The 17,170-nt window shown below is 64.3% G+C and carries 17 protein-coding genes; 4 read left to right on the forward strand and 13 right to left on the reverse strand.

What is annotated here, in order from left to right:
- Window positions 1-7: 7 nt before the first annotated feature.
- Window positions 8-766 (reverse strand): lysophospholipid acyltransferase family protein, encoded by a 759-nt coding sequence (locus AACQ95_RS11185; protein WP_098982661.1) that lies wholly within the window; start codon window positions 764-766, stop codon window positions 8-10.
- Complete coding sequence (locus AACQ95_RS11190; RefSeq protein ID WP_241278611.1) at window positions 751-1,464, reverse strand: beta-ketoacyl synthase chain length factor; 714 nt, start codon at window positions 1,462-1,464, stop codon at window positions 751-753. Before AACQ95_RS11190 ends, AACQ95_RS11185 begins: the two co-directional genes overlap by 16 nt.
- Before the next feature lie 250 nt (window positions 1,465-1,714).
- On the opposite strand from AACQ95_RS11190, the gene AACQ95_RS11195 reads away from it, so the two are divergent.
- Genes AACQ95_RS11195 through AACQ95_RS11205 form a run of 3 tightly spaced genes read left to right on the forward strand, consistent with a single transcriptional unit; the run spans window position 1,715 to window position 3,461 of the window.
- Window positions 1,715-2,107, forward strand: a complete 393-nt coding sequence (locus AACQ95_RS11195; RefSeq protein WP_241278612.1) for a hypothetical protein — start codon at window positions 1,715-1,717, stop codon at window positions 2,105-2,107.
- An 18-nt stretch (window positions 2,108-2,125) separates the two neighbouring features.
- A complete protein-coding gene (locus AACQ95_RS11200; protein WP_241278613.1) occupies window positions 2,126-3,202 on the forward strand; it encodes a methyltransferase in 1,077 nt (358 codons plus the stop codon).
- A 43-nt stretch (window positions 3,203-3,245) separates the two neighbouring features.
- On the forward strand, window positions 3,246-3,461 hold the full coding sequence (locus tag AACQ95_RS11205; RefSeq protein WP_043138177.1) for a hypothetical protein: 216 nt from the start codon (window positions 3,246-3,248) through the stop codon (window positions 3,459-3,461).
- Window positions 3,462-3,498: 37 nt separating this feature from the next.
- Here the strand turns inward: AACQ95_RS11205 and AACQ95_RS11210 are convergent, their stop codons facing one another.
- Together AACQ95_RS11210 and AACQ95_RS11215 are read right to left on the reverse strand one after the other, a co-directional pair.
- Window positions 3,499-4,254, reverse strand: a complete 756-nt coding sequence (locus tag AACQ95_RS11210; protein ID WP_241278614.1) for a DNA/RNA non-specific endonuclease — start codon at window positions 4,252-4,254, stop codon at window positions 3,499-3,501.
- Window positions 4,255-4,502: 248 nt separating this feature from the next.
- Entirely contained in the window at window positions 4,503-5,480 is a 978-nt protein-coding gene (locus tag AACQ95_RS11215; protein ID WP_043138171.1) for a cytochrome-c peroxidase, read from the reverse strand.
- 448 nt (window positions 5,481-5,928) lie between these two features.
- On the opposite strand from AACQ95_RS11215, the gene AACQ95_RS11220 reads away from it, so the two are divergent.
- Entirely contained in the window at window positions 5,929-6,654 is a 726-nt protein-coding gene (locus AACQ95_RS11220) for a carbonic anhydrase (RefSeq protein ID WP_241278615.1), read from the forward strand.
- A gap of 261 nt (window positions 6,655-6,915) precedes the next feature.
- Here AACQ95_RS11220 and AACQ95_RS11225 read toward each other — a convergent pair whose 3' ends face one another.
- From AACQ95_RS11225 to cobA, 9 genes are all read right to left on the reverse strand, one after another.
- The gene (locus AACQ95_RS11225) at window positions 6,916-7,824 is read right to left on the reverse strand and encodes a pseudouridine-5'-phosphate glycosidase (RefSeq protein ID WP_241278616.1); all 909 of its coding nucleotides are present in this window, start codon (window positions 7,822-7,824) and stop codon (window positions 6,916-6,918) included.
- Window positions 7,818-8,909: a PfkB family carbohydrate kinase gene (locus AACQ95_RS11230; RefSeq protein WP_103472611.1), complete on the reverse strand. Its 1,092-nt coding sequence runs from the start codon at window positions 8,907-8,909 to the stop codon at window positions 7,818-7,820. The genes AACQ95_RS11225 and AACQ95_RS11230 overlap by 7 nt, the downstream gene beginning before the upstream one ends.
- A gap of 145 nt (window positions 8,910-9,054) precedes the next feature.
- Window positions 9,055-9,477, reverse strand: a complete 423-nt coding sequence (nirD, locus tag AACQ95_RS11235) for a nitrite reductase small subunit NirD (RefSeq protein WP_241278617.1) — start codon at window positions 9,475-9,477, stop codon at window positions 9,055-9,057.
- Complete coding sequence (gene nirB / locus AACQ95_RS11240) at window positions 9,474-12,059, reverse strand: nitrite reductase large subunit NirB (protein ID WP_241278618.1); 2,586 nt, start codon at window positions 12,057-12,059, stop codon at window positions 9,474-9,476. The genes nirD and nirB overlap by 4 nt, the downstream gene beginning before the upstream one ends.
- 26 nt (window positions 12,060-12,085) lie before the next feature.
- Window positions 12,086-12,907, reverse strand: coding sequence for an ABC transporter ATP-binding protein (locus tag AACQ95_RS11245; protein ID WP_043556226.1), 822 nt, complete (start codon window positions 12,905-12,907; stop codon window positions 12,086-12,088).
- A gap of 47 nt (window positions 12,908-12,954) precedes the next feature.
- On the reverse strand, window positions 12,955-13,884 hold the full coding sequence (locus AACQ95_RS11250) for an ABC transporter permease (protein WP_241278619.1): 930 nt from the start codon (window positions 13,882-13,884) through the stop codon (window positions 12,955-12,957).
- 14 nt (window positions 13,885-13,898) lie between these two features.
- Window positions 13,899-15,257, reverse strand: a complete 1,359-nt coding sequence (locus tag AACQ95_RS11255; protein ID WP_241278620.1) for a CmpA/NrtA family ABC transporter substrate-binding protein — start codon at window positions 15,255-15,257, stop codon at window positions 13,899-13,901.
- 290 nt (window positions 15,258-15,547) lie between these two features.
- The gene (locus AACQ95_RS11260) at window positions 15,548-16,132 is read right to left on the reverse strand and encodes an ANTAR domain-containing response regulator (RefSeq protein WP_241278621.1); all 585 of its coding nucleotides are present in this window, start codon (window positions 16,130-16,132) and stop codon (window positions 15,548-15,550) included.
- 139 nt (window positions 16,133-16,271) lie between these two features.
- Window positions 16,272-17,030: a uroporphyrinogen-III C-methyltransferase gene (cobA, locus tag AACQ95_RS11265; RefSeq protein ID WP_098982629.1), complete on the reverse strand. Its 759-nt coding sequence runs from the start codon at window positions 17,028-17,030 to the stop codon at window positions 16,272-16,274.
- Between the last annotated feature and the right edge of the window lie 140 nt (window positions 17,031-17,170).

The following is a 17,170-nucleotide window of genomic DNA, read 5'->3' on the forward strand; positions in this document are numbered from 1 at the left end:
TACGCTGTCATTGGGGCCCCGTTTGCAGGGCCCGGGTGAGAAACCGGGTCAGCTGGCGCGCGGCCAGCGCACTGCTCTGGTCGGTGGCGACCACCTCGTCTGCCGCCACTTGTGGCAGGAATTCTATGGTGAAAGTCGGCTTATTTTCCGGGATCTTGAACCATTTGTCCTGTTTGGTGAGAAATCGGGTGCTGCAGTGGATCCGCACCGGCTGCAGGGGCACCCGGCTGCGCACCGCCAACTGGGCCGCGCCGCGCTGCAGCTTGATGGGTTCCCCCGGCGTGGTGCGGGTTCCCTCCGGGAAGATCAGCAGCAGGCCGCCAGCCTGGATCCGTGCCATGCACAGGGGCAGGAGGCGCTCCGCCTCCACATTGGGCAGGTAATCGGCCGCCCGCACCACGCCGCCCACGAAGGGGTTGCGCCAGAGGGACTGCTTGACGATGCAGTCGCACACCGGCATCTCGGCCGCCAGCATGACGTAGTCGAGCAGGCTGGGGTGATTGGCCACCACCAGGGCGCCGCGCAAGTCGGCAGGCATGCCGCTCACCCGATAATCCAGCACGCCCCAGCCGCGCAACACGCCGAGAAACAGCCGAAAGCTGTGGCGTATGGTCAGCTGGGCCAGGGTCCGCCGCCGCTCCCCGCGCAGGCAGAGCGCCAGCAGCGGAAACCAGCACAGGGAGAGCAGCAGGCCGCCCACCCCGAACAGGGTGAAGCCAAGGGCCGTGCCGATCAGCCGCCAGCCCCGGTTCAGCGCCGCCGCCATGTCCACTCCTGGCGGCCATCACAAAGGGTCAGGGTCGATTCATGCCGCAGCAGGGCCCGCCAGCAGGCCAGACTCTGCGGCAGCGGGCGGACGGCAGACCCGACTGCGCAGCGCGCCCCCTCGCAGCACCACTGGTCGCCAGCCTGCAGCACCAGCCCCAGCGCATGGGGTGGCGCCTCGTTCGGCAACCAGGGGCGATGAAACTCGGGCACAGGCCCCTCGAACGCCACCAGCAGCACCCGGCTGGCACCGCCGTGCAGCGCCGCCACCGCCTCGGTGAACCCCGCCATCAGCCCGCCCTCTCCCGCCGCCAGCGAGGTCATGGGAATGGCGGCCTTGCCCTGAATGGAGCTAAGGCCGGCGGCCGTGTTGTGCACTGACATGGAGAAATCGGTAGGGGACAGCGCCTGGCCGTCCGCCAGCGCCTGCAACAGGGTCACAGAACGGGCCAGCTCGCCGTGGCGGCTGGCGAAGATGGCGTAATCGACGGGATGGCGAGCCAGCAGGCTCAGCCCCACCTGCACCGCCAGCCGGGAACCCGGGCTCAGGCGGCGCGCCATCATCATGGGCAGCAAGGGGGTCACGGGAAACGGGGGGTCGGCGGGCCATTGTCCCTGCCGTGCCCACGCCTGCCAGTCGAGTTCGTCGACAAGACCGGGTGACAGTGCCTGACTATCCTGCAGCGAAAAAGAGAGCATATTTCAGGCAACCTGTCCTTGACCTTCGTGTGAGCGCTTGGACGATAAAAGGCACTCACCCGGCGGGCAGTGCCTGCTCCCTGGGGATTATCCACCGGAGTCATCACATTAATACCGCGCGAATAATACCATTATTCATCAAAAATAATAGCTGGCGCGGATTATCCGTTGGCATTGTGATTGAAAATAAATGATTTGTGTTGTCTCATTGCCGGGCTCCATTTATTGAATGTCCTCGCAAGGAAATATTATGAAACTCATTAATAAAATATCCCTGTTGCTGGCCTGCGCTCTGCTGGCCGCCTGCTCCACCAGCCAACCCATTCGCAATATGGCCGCCAACCCGGTTGCCTTCAATCTGACCGAAGATCAGGTCGCCAGCGCCATTATCACGGCGGGGATCGGCAAGAGCTGGGTGATGAAAAAAGAGAAGCCGGGACTTATTCGTGGCCAGGTCAATGTACGCCAGCATCAGGCGGTGATCGATATTCCATATAGCAGTCACGACTATTCCATTAATTATGTGAGCAGCATCAACCTTGATGACAAGGGCAAGGGCAGCATACATCGCAGTTATAACCGCTGGGTACTGGGCCTGAATCAGGCCATCCAGACCGAACTCGCCCGCGCACAGAGCCGTTAATCCGGCAGGAGCCACCCCGTGAACCATTATCAGGCAGACCCCTACAACGCGCTGGAGGCCATAGGCGCGGCCCAGAAGATCGCCTTCGGGCCCATGCTGTTCCAGGCCAGCTGGTGTCTGCGTGAAACCGGGGTGCTCGCCTTTCTCGAGACCCGTGGCCAGCAGGGCGCGCCGCTGGCGGACATAGCCCAGGCGTGCGAGCTGAGTGAATATGCGGTCAGCGTGCTGCTGGACATGGGGCTCGGCGGCGGACTCTGCTACCTGGCCGATGATCGCTATGTGCTGGGCCGGGTCGGCAAGTATCTGCAGCACGATGCCATGAGCCGGGTCAATCTCGACTTCACCCAGCACGTCTGTTATCAACCTCTAGCCCATCTGCTCGACGCCATCCGCGACGGCACGCCGGCCGGTCTGCAGGAGTTCGGCCCCTGGCAGACCCTCTACCCGCACCTGAGCGAGCTGCCCGAGCCCGCCCGCAGCAGCTGGTTTGCGTTTGATCACTTCTACTCCGACTGGGCGTTCCAGCAGGCACAGGCGAAGGTGCTTGGCTATGAGCCGCGCCACCTCTACGATCTGGGCGGCAACACCGGCAAGTGGGCCATCGCCTGCGCCAACCGGGATCCCGCCCTGCGGGTCACCATACTGGACTTGCCCGAGCAGCTGGCGCTGGCCCGCCTGAATATTGAAGAGGCGGGTCTCAGCGATCGAGTGCAGGGCCATCCTGTGGATCTGCTGCAAGCGGGTACCCTGCCCGGCGAGGCCGATCTCTGGTGGATGAGCCAGTTCCTCGACTGCTTCAGTCACGAACAGATAGTCGCCATCCTGAATCGGATCCGGCTGGCCATGCAACCGGACGCCAGGGTCTGCATCCTGGAGCTGTTCTGGGACAGGCAGACCTTCGAAGCCGCCAGTTTCAGTCTCAACGCCACCTCCCTCTACTTCACCTGTCTGGCCAACGGCAACAGCCGCTTCTATCACTCCAAACAGATGTACCAGTGCCTGCGCGAAGCGTATTTCCACGTGGAGGAGGAGCACGAGATCCCGGGCCCTGGCCATACCCTGCTGGTTGCCCGCCCGCTGCACACGAGGCCATAATGCCGTCATCGGCATGAAGATGATGAAACGAGAAGGAGCACACATGACGCCTAACTACCTGGCACTGCTGGCACTCGGCCTGACCCTGGGCGCAGTGACCGGCGGCTGTGCCGACATCAAGGAAGCGGGCAGGACTGTGGGGCATACCACCCGCAACGTGACCCGCGAGATTGGCCACACCACCCGGGATGTGACCCGTGAAATCGGTCACGGCACCCGGGATACCGTCAAGAAAATCGGTGACGATCTGAACGACTGACAACAGGGGCCAAGGCCCCTGTTGTCATTACCGCAAGTCAGTTGCCCCACATGGCCATCAGCCGGGATTCCATGGCCTCTTCCTGCTCATCCGGCAGCTCGGTGAAGAAATCGAGCCCCGTCTGCTCCTCCACCGCATCCACAGTCACTATGTAATCCGCAAGCTTGCTGGCCGACACGTTCTGCTGCGGCAGGACGAAGGCGATCGCCTCCTGGTTGGCCACGTCCATCACCACCCGATAGTAGGCGTGGGGCACTGTCACACCGTTGCCAATGGCGCCATCGGAGTTGGTGAAGATGGGGCCCGTGATCACCTGTACATCCTGATAGGCGATGGCCCACTGGCGGGTCTTCTCCTCCAGAATGCGCCAGGCCCCCTGATTGAGCGCCGGCAGCTGCGGGGTCATGTTGGTCAACAGGAAGCTCTGCTTCATGGTGGTGGCGGTGGAGCGCATGTCCGCCGCGGGCGCCTGGTGGCCGCGGTCATAACCCGAGCCCTTGTAGTCCGCCAGGGTGGCGCGGTACTGCACCGGCACCTCTTTGTCTTCGGCAAAGGCATCCTTGCGCGGCACCTGGCCCTGGGCACTGGCGGCCGTCATCCGATAAGAGACCCAGTCAGAGACCTTGGTGTCATAGTTGTAACCGGCGGCGTAACCGTCACGGCACAGCAGCTGACTGGATTGGCTGGGGACCCCGAGCTTGACGTGGTCCTTGCACTGGAAGCCCGCCGCCAGGGTCGGGAAGGTGGTGAGAGTGAATCCGATAGCCAGAACTAATTTATTGATATTATTCATTATTATGCCACTCCTTGTATTAGGCGGAGTGATTTGACACCAGGTCGGATGAGTTAGGCAATCGAACAGATTGTGAGCGTGCCGGAAATGTGAAGAGGGCTGCAAATCGGTAAAATCGCCGCAGCCAGCTGGGGGATTGTCATCCCCTTGTCATTATGCTGAATACTGCACTTTGGCAGTGTTATCAGAGAGATAGGGCCATGAAAAGCGGGGCATCAGCCCCGCTCGATTTCAGAACCACGACCCGGTCAGCTCTTGACCTGAGGCCTGGGGGTGTCGGGTTGGGAGGGCGGCAGGATCGGCAGCACTATCTGCGGCTGCTCGCCGGTCAGACTCTTGAGGTAGGCGGTCATGTCGTCGGCCTCCTGCTCGCTCAGCGCCTGGCCCAGCTGGATGTCCGCCATTATCTGTACCGCCTCCTTCAGATCCCAGACTGAACCGTCATGGAAGTAGGGGTAGGTCAGCTCTATGTTGCGCAGGGTCGGCACCTTGAACCAGCCGATGAACTGCTTCTCGCCGGTCACGCCGCCACGGCCCAGGGCCGGGTTGTCGGTCTTGAACGGCTTGACCAGCCCCATCTTCTGATAGGAGTTGCCGCCGATGGCCACCCCGTTGTGGCAGGCGGTGCAGCCCTTCTCCTTGAACAACTGATAGCCCTTCAGTTGCTGCGCCGTCAGCGCCTTGCCGTCGCCCTTCAACCAGAGATCGAACGGCGCGTTGGGGGTGACCAGGGTCTCTTCGAAGGCGGCGATGGCGTCCGTGACCTCATCGATGCCGAAGTCCGCCTTGCCGTACACGGCGCCGAAACGGGTGCGATATTCGGGCAGGGTGTGCAACGTCTCCACCGCCAGCTTGTGGGTGAAGGCCATCTCCAGCGGATTCTCGATGGGGCCCGCCGCCTGCGCCTGCAGATCCTTGGCGCGCCCATCCCAGAACTGCACGAAGTTGAGACTGGAGTTGAGCACTGTGGGGGAGTTGATCGGCCCCTCCTTCCACTTGTGGCCGAGGGAACTGACCTGGTTGTCCACCCCGCCGGTGGCCAGGTTATGGCAGGAGTTGCAGGAGATGGCGTTGGATTTGGAGAGCCTCGGCTCGAAGAACAACATCTTGCCCAGCTCGACTTTTTCCGGCGATGCCACCTTGGGTACCTCTACCGGTTGGACCGGTTCAGCCGCCCACCCCATCCCGGGCAGACCCAGCGCCAGCAACAGACAATATTTATTCATTTTTTCTCTCCCTTGTGACTGTGCATAACAGCAGCATCAGCCTGACCGGGAAAGCCTGCTTATTATTTGTTCAAGATCAAATGAGACCAACAAAAACCATATTAAAAACAATGAATTAATATATTACAGGCGGATCGGTGGCGGGGACTTTCGAGCCAAAAAAGAGCTGAATTCTGATGAGTGAATTATGATCAAATTCATCTGCGATGACAGCCAATTAATTAGATTGCTGTCATTGAATAAAGCGATTATTCAATATGCAGTCGCTGCCGACTGTTAATTAGATTCATATTAAATGCATCATAAATATGATCGGTAATGCGGCTGTTAATAATAAACAATCCGGTCTGACATTCTGTATCCCGCATTTCAGATAATGCCATCCCCTGTTCCTTCACTTATTAAGGAAGCGGATGGCTGTGCTTTTCAATCAAGATAAGGATGTATGATGAGAAAGTCCCTGTTGGCCTGTGCCCTGTTGCTCTGTCCCACCGCCTTCGCCGCCGCCCCGCATTGGGAATACGGCGGCGAGGCCGGCCCGGCGCAATGGGCCAAACTGACCCCCGAATTTGGCCAGTGCGCGGGCAGCAACCAGTCGCCTGTCAACCTCGATGGTCTGGTGGAGGCCAAGCTGGCCCCGCTGCAGTTTCACTACCTGGCGGGTGGCCAGAGCATCACCAACAACGGCCACACGGTACAGGTCAGCTATGCCCCGGGCAGCTCGCTTGAGCTCGACGGCATGCGCTTTGAGCTCAAGCAGTTCCACTTCCACGCCCCCAGTGAAAACCTCATCAAGGGCAAATCCTACCCGCTGGAGGGGCACCTGGTGCACGCCAACGCCAAGGGGGAGCTGGCGGTGGTGGCCGTGATGTTCGAGCCGGGCCACGCCAACCCGACGCTGAGCCAGGCCTGGCAGCAACTGCCGGCCAAGGCGGGCGAAAACCGGTCGCTGGCAACGCCACTGTCGGCGGAGCAACTGCTGCCCACCAACCGCGACTACTACCGTTTCAGCGGTTCGCTGACCACACCGCCCTGCTCGGAAGGGGTGCGCTGGCTGGTGATGAAACAACCGGTACAGGTGAGCCAGGCCCAGATCGACGCCTTCAAGGCGGTGATGCACCACCCCAACAACAGACCCGTGCAGCCGCTGCACGGTCGGTTGGTGTTGCAATAACGCCCCCGGCCGCTCACCGAGCCGAGATGAAAAAAAGAGGGCCAAGAGGCCCTCTTTTTCGTTTGCAGAAACTGATTACAGACTGGCGGCGATGCGGGCCCCCAGCGCGGCGTTGTTCAGCACCAGCTGGACATTAACGGCCAGGGAGTTACCGCCCCGGACTACCCGTTACAGACTGGCGGCGATGCGGGCTCCCAGCGCGGCGTTGTTCAGCACCAGCTGGACATTAACGGCCAGGGAGTTACCGCCCCGGACTACCCGTTACAGACTGGCGGCGATGCGGGCTCCCAGCGCGGCGTTGTTCAGCACCAGCTGAATGTTGGCCGCCAGCGAGTTGCCGCCGGTCAGTTCGCACACCCGGGCCAGCAGGAAGGGGGTGGACGCCTTGCCCTTCACCCCCTGCTCGTCCGCTTCCTGCAGCGCCTGTTTGATCGCGGCATCTATGTCGGCCTTGGGCATGGCAAACTGGGTCGGGATCGGGTTGGTGACCACGGCGCCGCCGGCCAGTCCCAGCTCCCACTTGAGGCGCAGCGCCTCGGCGATCGCTGCCGGGGTGTCGAGGCGGTAATCCACCTTGAAGCCGCTCTCGCGGGTGTAGAAGGCGGGCAGCTCATCGGTCTGATAGCCGATGACGGGCACGCCCTGGGTCTCCAGGTACTCCAGGGTCAGGCCTATGTCGAGGATCGACTTGGCACCGGCGCAGACCACAGCCACCGGGGTCTGGGCAAACTCCTGCAGATCCGCCGAGATGTCGAAGGTCTCCTGGGCGCCGCGATGCACGCCGCCGATGCCGCCGGTGGCGAACACCCGGATCCCGGCCATGGCGGCGATGATCATGGTGGAGGCGACCGTGGTCGCCCCCAGCCCCTTGTTCACCAGCACGAAGGGAATGTCGCGGCGGCTGCACTTGGTGGCGGCATGACCGGCCCGACCCAGCGCCTCCAGCGCCCCCGCATCCAGACCCACCTTGAGGCGGCCATCCAGGATGGCGATGGTGGCCGGCACGGCGCCGTTGTCGCGCACGACTTGCTCTACCTGACGCGCCGTCTCCACGTTCTGCGGATAGGGCATGCCGTGGGAGATGATGGTGGACTCCAGGGCAACGACGGGTTTGCCGGCGGCCAGGGCCGCAGCGACTTCAGGTTGGATATCGAGGTAAGCGTTCAACATGGGTACTCCTCCAGCATGCGTTCAACGGCGGCCTTGGATAGGCCGGAAAAGACGGTATCGGAACAATTGACGGTGAGGGCGGCGCAGCCGAGGGCAAACCGGGTGGTGTCGGTCATGTCGCTCTCCTGCAACCAGGCGTGGGCCAGCCCTGCCATGAAGGCATCGCCACCGCCGGTCACGTTGACGACAGGGCTGCCGAGCACGGGCAGATGGCCCTGGCACTCCCCGTCGCTATAGAAAATCCCCTGATCGCCGAGACTCAGGAACAGCCGCTGCACCCCGGCGCGGTGGAACCAGGCCGCCGCCATGGGCCAGGTATCGGGCCCGGCTATGGTGAAGCCGCACAGCTGCTCGGCCTCGCTGCGATTGGGTTTGAGGGTGTGGATCCGGTGCAGCCAGGGGCGGATCTTCTCCACCTTGGCCACCGAGACGGTGTCGACGAAGATGATGTGCTCGCCCTGGCGCTCGAACAGCCAGTCGAGGGTGTGGGTAGCGAGGTTGGTATCCAGCACCCAGAGCCGGGCCGCGCCGAGAAAACCGCTCAAGGGGGTGAGCCGGGCCGGTGTCAGTTGATCGATGATCGCCATGTCGTTGACGGCGCAGCTCATCTCGCCGCTGCCATCGTGCAGGCTGAGGTAACAGGAGGTCGCCTGACCGTCCAGCATCAGCACCTGGCGCACGTCGACGCCGGCGCGCTGGGTCACGTCCAGCAGGTGATGACCGTATTGATCATTGCCCACCGCGCTCAGCAGCCGGGTATCGGTACCGAGCCGCGCCAGGTTCTCGGCTATGTTGCGCCCCACCCCGCCGGCGGAGGTGCGAACCTTGCCGGGATTGGAATCGCCGATGCGCAGGTTGTCGTGGCTGCAGCCGCAGATATCCATATTGGCGCCGCCGATCACCACGGCGTAGGGCCCTTCCCGCAGCACATAACCGCGCCCCTGCACATAGCCCTGGCGCATCAGGCTGGAGATGTGGCTCGCCAGCGCCGAGCGGCTGATGCCGAGCCTGTCCGCCAGCTCCTGCTGGGCAATCATGGGGTCCTGGCGCAGCAGGGCGAGGATCTCTTGCTCACGTTCCGTCATAGACAAACATCCAGTTACAAACGTTTGTCCATTATTTCCGAAAAACGTTTTCCCGCTATCACCCCGTGCAAAAATTGTCGGTTTGCGCACAAAAAATCACCGGGCAAAGCCCGGCGATGAAAAAACGGTTTTCAGATGATGCCACTCAGCCCAACAACACCCAGACTTCGCCGGCACTCTGCATCACGGGCCAGCAAGCCACCTTCAGCGCCGGGTCGTCCAGACAGCGGCCATCGGCCAGGGCATAACGCTGCTTGTAGAGCGGCGAGGCAACCACGGGCTCGCCGCCGCAATCCCCCACCAGGCCCCGGCTCAGCACGGCCACCCCGGCCAGGGGATCCAGATCATCCAGCGCATAGACCCGCTCGCCGAGCCGAAACAGCGCCAGCGCCCGCCCCCCCAGCCAGGCGCTGCGCCCCGCCTGCTCCGGCAGGGCGGCCAGCTCGCATGCCCGCAACCATTCGCCATGCTCGCTCTGCAACACGTTCTCTCTGCTCGGCTCCATCTCTGCTCCTTGTCGCTGCTCATCCGGCATCTCTTGCCATGCACTCTGGTTGGCCCCGTTCATATCACCTCCTTGATACTGATATCCGGCACCCACTGGCCCCGCTCCTCCCGTCTGGGGGGCGTGCTCCCCTCCGGCTGGTTGACGAAGGCCTCGAACAGCTTGAGCTTGTCCGGATCCGCCAGGGTACTCTTCCACTCGCACTGCCAGCTGCCCACTATGCCGTCCATCATGGCCTCCAGCTCGGCCCCTATGCCGAGCCTGTCCTCTATGATCACCGACTTGAGGTAGTCGAGCCCCCCCTCCATGCTCTCCATCCAGACCGAGGTACGCTGCAGCCGATCGCCGGTGCGCACGTAGAACATCAGCAGCCTGTCTATGTATCGGATCAGGGTCTGCTCATCGAGGTCGGTGGCAAACAGGTCGGCGTGGCGCGGCCGCATGCCGCCGTTGCCGCACACATAGAGGTTCCAGCCGCGCTCGGTGGCGATGACGCCTATGTCCTTGCTCTGGGCCTCGGCGCACTCCCGGGTGCAGCCGGAAACCGCAAACTTCAGCTTGTGGGGCGCCCGCAGCCCCTTGTAGCGGTTCTCCAGAGTCTGGGTCAGGGTCATGGAGTCCTGCACCCCGTAGCGGCACCAGGTCGAGCCGACGCAGGACTTCACTGTACGCACCGACTTGCCATAGGCCTGGCCTGTCTCGAACCCCGCCGCCACCAGTTCGCCCCAGATGGCGGGCAGCTGATCGCGCCGGGCGCCGAACAAGTCGATGCGCTGGCCGCCGGTGATCTTGGTGTAGAGGCCGTACTTGCGCGCCACCTCCCCTATGGTGATCAGGCCATCCGGGGTGATCTCCCCGCCGGGGATGCGCGGCACCACCGAATAGGTGCCGTCCTTTTGCAGGTTGGCGAGGAAGGCGTCGTTGGTATCCTGCAGGCTGCGGTGGGGCTGCTCCAGCACATGCTCGTTCCACAGCGACGCCAGTATGGAGGCGACCGTCGGCTTGCAGATGTCGCAGCCAAGGCCCTTGCCGTGTTTGTCGCGCAGCGCCTCGAAGCTCTTCAGCTCGCCGACCCGGGCCAGGTGATAGAGCTCCTGGCGGCTGTGGGCGAAGTGCTCGCACAGCCCCTTGTCCGCCTCGACCCCAATCTCCGCCAGCGTCTGTTCCACCACCTGCTTGAGCAGGTTGCTGCAGCCGCCGCAGCCGGTGCCCGCCTTGGTGCAGCTCTTGACCGCCGCCAGCTCGTGGTTGCCTGCCTTGACGGCGGCCACCACGGCCCCCTTGCTGACGTTGTGGCAGGAGCAGAGGATGGCGCTGTCCGGCAGCACCAGAGGCGCCGCCGCGCCGCCCGCTTCCCCCACCAGCAGGGATAGCGGCGGCTGGGGCAGCGCCACCCCGTTCTGGTAGTACTGCAGCAGTCGCTCATAATCGGCTCCGTCCCCCACCAGGATGGCACCGAGCAGCCGGCCCCCCTCGCCGTCGGTCACCAGCTTCTTGTAGATGCCGTTGACCCTGTCCAGCAACAGCAGCTCCTGAGCGCCGGCGGTGCTGGCGTGGGCGTCGCCGATGGAGCCCACGTCCACCCCCATCAGCTTGAGCTTGGTGGACATGTCGGCCCCCGCGAAGCGGCTCTCGCCGCCGCACAGGCTGGCCACGGCGGCGCGGGCCATCTGGTAGCCGGGGGCCACCAGCCCGAAGATGCGCCCCTGCCAGAGCGCGCACTCGCCGATGGCGAGGATGGCGGGGTCCGAGCTGTGGCAGCCCTCGTCGATGCAGATGCCGCCGCGCTCGCCGACACTCAGCCCGGATTGACGGGCCAGGCCGTCGGCGGGTCGGATGCCGGCCGAGAACAGGATCACGTCGGTCTCAAGATGAGATCCATCCTTGAACCTCAGCCGCTGACGGGCCTGCTCCCCATCCTCGATGCACTCGGTGGCCTTCTCCACCAGCACCTCGACCCCGAGCGCCCGGATCTTGTCCCGCAGCACGGCGCCGCCGTTGTCATCGAGCTGCACCGGCATCAGCCGCGGGGCAAACTCCACCACCTGGGTCTTGAGGCCGAGCAGGCGCAAGGCGTTGGCCGCCTCCAGCCCCAGCAGGCCGCCGCCGATCACCACGCCGCTGCGCGCCTGGGCGCAGGCATCGCGGATGGCTGCGAGATCCGCCAGGGTGCGGTAGACGAAGCAGCCCGCCCGCTGATGGCCGGGGATGGGCGGCACGAAGGGCACGGAGCCGGTCGCCAGCACCAGCCGGTCGTAACCGAACCGCTCGCCATCGGCCAGGGTCAGGGTGCGGGTATCTCTGTCCAGCACCTCAACCTCTGCCCCCAGCCGCAGCCTGATGCCCTGCGCCTCATACCAGGCGGGATCCGCCAGTTGCAGCGCCTCGGGCGCCTTGCCGCCAAATACCTCGGACAGATGCACCCTGTCGTAGGCGGAGTCCGGCTCGGCACCAAATACCGTCACCTCGAACCGGTTCAGGCCGCCGGCCGCCACCAGCTGCTCGACAAAGTGGTGACCCACCATGCCGTTGCCGATCACCAGCAGACGTTGTTTCTCACCCCTCTCGGGCGAGTCGACCAAGTGATGGTCCATCTCATCATCCATGCCCTTGCCCACCACCAGCAATCTTTGTTTATTGTCCATGTTTCTCTTCCTTGAATTCTGGGGGCTCAGGCGCGCAGCTTGCTGCGCACCGGGTCGGCCGCCTTGAGCGGGGTCACCTTGCGCTGCTTCTCGTAGAGGAAGCGCAGCACCTGCTGGCGCAGCTTGTGATAGTGACCATCGTCCGCCAGGGCGACCCTGTCTCTGGGCCTTGGCAAGTCCACGGTCAGGATCTCCCCGACCGTGGCGGCGGGGCCATTGGTCATCATGACGATGCGATCGGAGAGCAGCACAGCCTCATCCACGTCGTGGGTGATCATGATGACGGTATTGCCAAGCTCGGCCTGAATGGCCATCAACGCGTCCTGCAGGTGGGCCCGGGTCAGGGCATCCAGGGCGCCGAACGGCTCGTCCATCAGCAGCACCTTGGGGGAGAGCGACAGGGCGCGGGCAATGCCGACCCGCTGCTTCATCCCCCCCGACAGCTCGTGGGGCATCTTCTGGCTGGCGTGATCCATCTGCACCAGGGAGAGGTAATAGTCCACCCGCTCCGAAGCCGCCCGCCGGTTCGGCTCAACCTGCCCCACCGCCAGCGCCACGTTCTGCCGGACGCTGAGCCAGGGCAGCAGCGCATGGTTCTGGAACACCATGGCCCGCTCCGGGCCGGGCCCAGCCACCTCGCGCCCGTCCAGAATGATGCCCCCCGTGGTGGGCTCCAGCAGCCCGGCCACCAGGTTGAGCACAGTGCTCTTGCCGCAACCTGAGTGGCCGATGAGGGAGACGAACTCCCCCCGCTCGATGCGCAGGTTGACCCGGCTGAGGGCCTCGAAGCGCCCCTGCTCCGTCTCGAACGAGATGCCGACGTCGCTTATCTCCAGATAACTCTTCATTGGCTCTTCTCCTGCCTGAATATTGGTTTCGTCACTGAATCAGACCCTTAGCGCAACACCTGACGCTTGTCCCAGGAGAGCCACTGCTGCAGGGCCAGCATGCCCCTGTCCAGGCCGCAGCCGATGAGGCCTATGGTGACCACGGCCACCATGATGCGGGCCAGGGAGGCCGAGCCGCCGCTCTGGAACTCGTCCCATACGAACTTGCCGAGCCCAGGGTTCTGGGCCAGCATCTCGGCCGCGATCAGCACCATCCAGGCCACCCCGAGGGACAACCGCAGCCCGGTGAAGATCATGGGCAGGGCGCCGGGCAGCACTATGCGGCGCACATGGGTCAGGAAAGAGAGCCGCAGCACCCGGCTGACGTTGTGCAGGTCGCTGTCCAGCCCCGCCACCCCGACCGCCGTGTTGATCAGGGTCGGCCAGAGGGAGCAGAGGGTCACCGTCAGCGCCGAGGTGACGAAAGACTTCGCAAGCCAGGGGGCAGAACTGGTATAGAGCGCGCTCACCACCAGCGTGATGAGCGGCAACCAGGCCAGGGGCGACACCGGCTTGAGCAGCTGGATCACAGGGTTGGCGGCGCGGTAGAGCCCCTGATTCATGCCGAGCAGCACACCGCACGGGATGGCGATCAGGCTGGCCAGAGCGAAGCCGCACAGCACGGTGAGCAGGCTGGTGGCGATCTGATCGAAGAAGGTGGGGCGCCCGGTATAGGGGCGCAGCCTCACCTCGGCCGCCGGATCTGCGGCCAGCCGCTCAGCATTGCGCACCTGCTGACGCTTGAGGAAGGCGCTCGCCTTCTCCCGCTCGGCCAGATGCTCCTGCCCCAGCGACCAGAGCTGGCTGGCGGTCGCCAGCGGCCCCGGCAAGGTGCCCAGGCTGGTCTGCACCTGACTCGCCCCCCACTGCCAGAGGCCGAGGAACAGCAGCACGCCGAGCAGGGGCTGCACCATGGTTTTCCACTTGTGTCGTTTCATTGCGCTCTCCTCGCTTATTGCACCCGCTCATCGCCCTTGAGGCCGATGGCAAACTGTTGCAGATAGGCGTTGGGGTGGCGGCCGTCGTAGATGAGGCCATCGATGAAACCATCCTGCGGGCCGCGATAGCCCTTCTCACTGGCAAAATCGGGGAAATCCTGCGCCTTGAACTTGCCCTCGGCGATCAGCGCCTCGGCCGCCTGGCGGTAGACCTCGGGTTGATAGACGGCCCTGGCGACCTGCTCGAACCAGGCGTCCGGTTTGGCCGTCGGGATCTGGCCCCAGCGCCGCATCTGGGTCAGGTACCAGATGGCATCCGAGTAGTAGGGATAGGTGGCCTGATGGCGGAAGAAGACGTTGAAGTCCGGCAGACTGCGCTTGTCCCCCTTGGCGTACTCGAAGGTGCCCACCATGGAGTTGGCGATCACCCCCTCGTCGGCCCCCACGTACTCCGGCCGCGCCAGCAGCTTGGCCGCCTCGCGCCGGTTGCCGTTCTGCTCGGCATCCAGCCACCAGGCCGCCCGCAGCAGCGCCTTCACCAGCCGTATGTGGGTATTGGGATGACGCTCGGCCCACTGGCGGGTGACGCCGAACACCTTCTCCGGGTTGTTGCGCCAGATCTCGTAATCGGTGATGACGGGCACCCCTATGCCCCTGGCGACCGCCTGCTGGTTCCAGGGTTCTCCCACGCTGTAGCCGGCTATGGTGCCCGCCTCCAGGGTGGCGGGCATCTGGGGTGGCGGGGTGACCGACAGCAGCACGTCCGCCTGGCGCTGACCCGAGCTGTCGCCGAGGGCGGGGGCATAGAAGCCGGGGTTCAGGCCGCCGGCCGCCAGCCAGTATCTGAGCTCGTAGTTGTGGGGGGAGACGGGGAACACCATCCCCATGTTGAACGGCTTGCCCGCCTGCCGGTATTGAGCCACCACGGGTTTGAGCGCGGCGGCGCTCACCGGGGCCGGCACCTGACCCGCCACCGCCTTGGGCAGATGGGGCTGCATGGCGGCCCACACAGGGTTGGCGACCGTGATGGCGTTGCCGTTGAGATCCATGGCGAACGCCGTCACCAGCTCGGCCTGGGTGCCTATGCCGACATGGGCGGCCAGCGGCTGACCTGCCAGCATCTGGGCACCGTCCAGCTCGCCGTCGATCACCCGATCCAGCAGCACCTTCCAGTTAGCCTGCGCCTCCAGAGTGACGTAGAGCCCCTCATCCTCGAAATAACCGCGCTCATAGGCCACCGCCAGCGGTGCCATGTCGGTCAGCTTGATGAAGCCCAGCTTGAGCTCCTCCTGCTCCGGGGCCCCCACAGCCGCCAGCGCCGGCAGTGACAGCAGCGCCAGCAGCAGACCCGCACATCCTTGTCTCTTGTTCATTCGCCTTCCTCGCTCAGATCACAGTCATGGGCGGCCATTTCCCTGCGCCGTTGCAGGGTCGCGGCCAAAAAAAAACCTCACCGATCCGGGATCGGTGAGGCCTCTTTGCCCTGTTGCGAGTGACGGGCCCGTGGGCGCCATCACTCCTTGTCTTCTGGGTAATCCACTTTCCGTGCCAAATTGGCCAAGCCGCAGAAACGGGCCCTATTCCGCCTTTTTCCTCCCGCTTTGCCTTCTCGTTTGCCTCAATTAGGCGCAGTTGCACCAAAACGGTTTGCCAGCCCAGGTTCTCACGCTGGCAGTGCCAGCAGCAGCTGCCGTGCCAGCTCCCCCAGGCTCAGGTGCCGACTCATGGCGGTGCTGCGCATCAGGCGGTAGGCCTGCTCCTCGTCCAGCCCCTGATGACGCATCAGCCGCCCCTTGGCCTGCTCGACCAGGCGCCGATCCACCAGCTGCTGGCGCAGTTCACTCTCGGTCTGCGCCAGCGCCTGCACCATGGCCAGCTGGCTGCGGGCCAGCCGCAGCCACTGCTCGACCGGCTCCCGCTCGCCGCACGGATGCGGCACCAGCAGCACCCCCTGCTGCAACAGGGCGATCTGGGGCTCGGTGCCGATCCGCTCGCAAAACAGCAGGCGCGGCACCCCGGGCCAGAGAGAGAGACCGAGCCGCACCTCGGCACCGAACTGGCGACTGCTGATGAGCAGGGCATCCCCCTGTCCGTGCGGGGTCAGCAGCTGGCGACTGTCCAGGATCTGCGGCTGATGGCCGTAGTGGCTGACCAGCAGGGCCAGGCGGTTGGCCTGACCCGGCTCGTCTGCGTGGATCAGCAGGCGGGAAGGGGGGCCGGCACGGCCCCCGGGGGGAAGAGTAGTCATGGCGCTCCTTGCCAACGGCTAGCGCAGCTTGTCTGTCGCTGCTTGTTCACCGCAGATGACGCAACATGAAGGCCAACTATTTGAATCTACCCCCTTTTTATCTATCTGGAGGTAGTGGAGGTAGAGGCTGTGGAGGGGCTCAGGCCACCCGATCCAGCGCCTGGGTCAGCAGGGCGTTCAGCTCGCTGCGCAGACCCACCACCTCCCCCATGATCATCAGCACGGGACTCTGCCCGAGCAGGGCCACGGCGGCCTCTGCCAGCATGGCCAGCCGGGTCTCATGCACCTGCTGCTGCGGGCTGCAACCGGCCACCACCAGCGCCACCGGCAGATCCGGCGAGGCACCGGCCGCCAGCAGTCCCTGCCGGATCTGCGCCGCCCGCTCCAGTCCCATGTAGAACACCAGGGTGTGGCCGGCCCGGGCCAGCCCCTGCCAGCCCTGATAGTCGCCCTCCTCCATCAGATGACCCGTCACCAGGGTCAGAGAGCGGGCCAGCCCCCTGTGGGTCAGGGGGATCAGGCTGCTGGCGGCGCAGCCCAGCGCCGCCGTGATGCCGGGCACCAGCTCGGCGGCTATGCCGTGACGGGCCAGGTGTAACGCCTCCTCCCCGCCACGGCCAAACACCAGGGGATCTCCCCCCTTGAGCCGCACCACCCGCTTGCCGGTGCGGGCCAGTGCCAGCAGCAGGGCGTTGATCTGATCCTGGCTCGGGCTCGGCTCGCCGCAGCGCTTGCCCACGTCGAAACGGGCAGCGCCATGGGGAATCCGGGCCAGGATCTCGCTTCCCACCAGGCGGTCATAGATCACCACCTCCGCCGCCTCCAGCCGTTGCAGGGCGCGCAGGGTCAACAATTCGAGCGGGCCGGGACCGGCCCCTACCAGACTGACATGGCTCATCTCACACTCCTTGTATTTCTGCCCCCTAGAACCTGTTCACGACCTGTCACGAGAGGCTGTCAGCAAGGTGAAGCGCAGCGCAGGAACCGGAGCGTATAGATATACGTGAGGATTCCGAGCAGCACATGAGCCTTGATCAC

It is taken from the genome of Aeromonas sp. MR19 (assembly GCF_963899305.1).
Lineage (GTDB): Bacteria > Pseudomonadota > Gammaproteobacteria > Enterobacterales > Aeromonadaceae > Aeromonas > Aeromonas bestiarum.

Coding starts and splice junctions, on each gene's coding strand:
- AACQ95_RS11185 (WP_098982661.1), bottom strand. CDS start 766: ATGGCGGCGGCGCTGAACCGGGGCTGGCGGCTGATCGGCACGGCCCTT.
- AACQ95_RS11190 (WP_241278611.1), bottom strand. CDS start 1,464: ATGCTCTCTTTTTCGCTGCAGGATAGTCAGGCACTGTCACCCGGTCTT.
- AACQ95_RS11195 (WP_241278612.1), top strand. CDS start 1,715: ATGAAACTCATTAATAAAATATCCCTGTTGCTGGCCTGCGCTCTGCTG.
- AACQ95_RS11205 (WP_043138177.1), top strand. CDS start 3,246: ATGACGCCTAACTACCTGGCACTGCTGGCACTCGGCCTGACCCTGGGC.
- AACQ95_RS11210 (WP_241278614.1), bottom strand. CDS start 4,254: ATGAATAATATCAATAAATTAGTTCTGGCTATCGGATTCACTCTCACC.
- AACQ95_RS11215 (WP_043138171.1), bottom strand. CDS start 5,480: ATGAATAAATATTGTCTGTTGCTGGCGCTGGGTCTGCCCGGGATGGGG.
- AACQ95_RS11220 (WP_241278615.1), top strand. CDS start 5,929: ATGAGAAAGTCCCTGTTGGCCTGTGCCCTGTTGCTCTGTCCCACCGCC.
- AACQ95_RS11225 (WP_241278616.1), bottom strand. CDS start 7,824: ATGTTGAACGCTTACCTCGATATCCAACCTGAAGTCGCTGCGGCCCTG.
- AACQ95_RS11230 (WP_103472611.1), bottom strand. CDS start 8,909: ATGACGGAACGTGAGCAAGAGATCCTCGCCCTGCTGCGCCAGGACCCC.
- nirD (WP_241278617.1), bottom strand. CDS start 9,477: ATGAACGGGGCCAACCAGAGTGCATGGCAAGAGATGCCGGATGAGCAG.
- nirB (WP_241278618.1), bottom strand. CDS start 12,059: ATGGACAATAAACAAAGATTGCTGGTGGTGGGCAAGGGCATGGATGAT.
- AACQ95_RS11245 (WP_043556226.1), bottom strand. CDS start 12,907: ATGAAGAGTTATCTGGAGATAAGCGACGTCGGCATCTCGTTCGAGACG.
- AACQ95_RS11250 (WP_241278619.1), bottom strand. CDS start 13,884: ATGAAACGACACAAGTGGAAAACCATGGTGCAGCCCCTGCTCGGCGTG.
- AACQ95_RS11255 (WP_241278620.1), bottom strand. CDS start 15,257: ATGAACAAGAGACAAGGATGTGCGGGTCTGCTGCTGGCGCTGCTGTCA.
- AACQ95_RS11260 (WP_241278621.1), bottom strand. CDS start 16,132: ATGACTACTCTTCCCCCCGGGGGCCGTGCCGGCCCCCCTTCCCGCCTG.
- cobA (WP_098982629.1), bottom strand. CDS start 17,030: ATGAGCCATGTCAGTCTGGTAGGGGCCGGTCCCGGCCCGCTCGAATTG.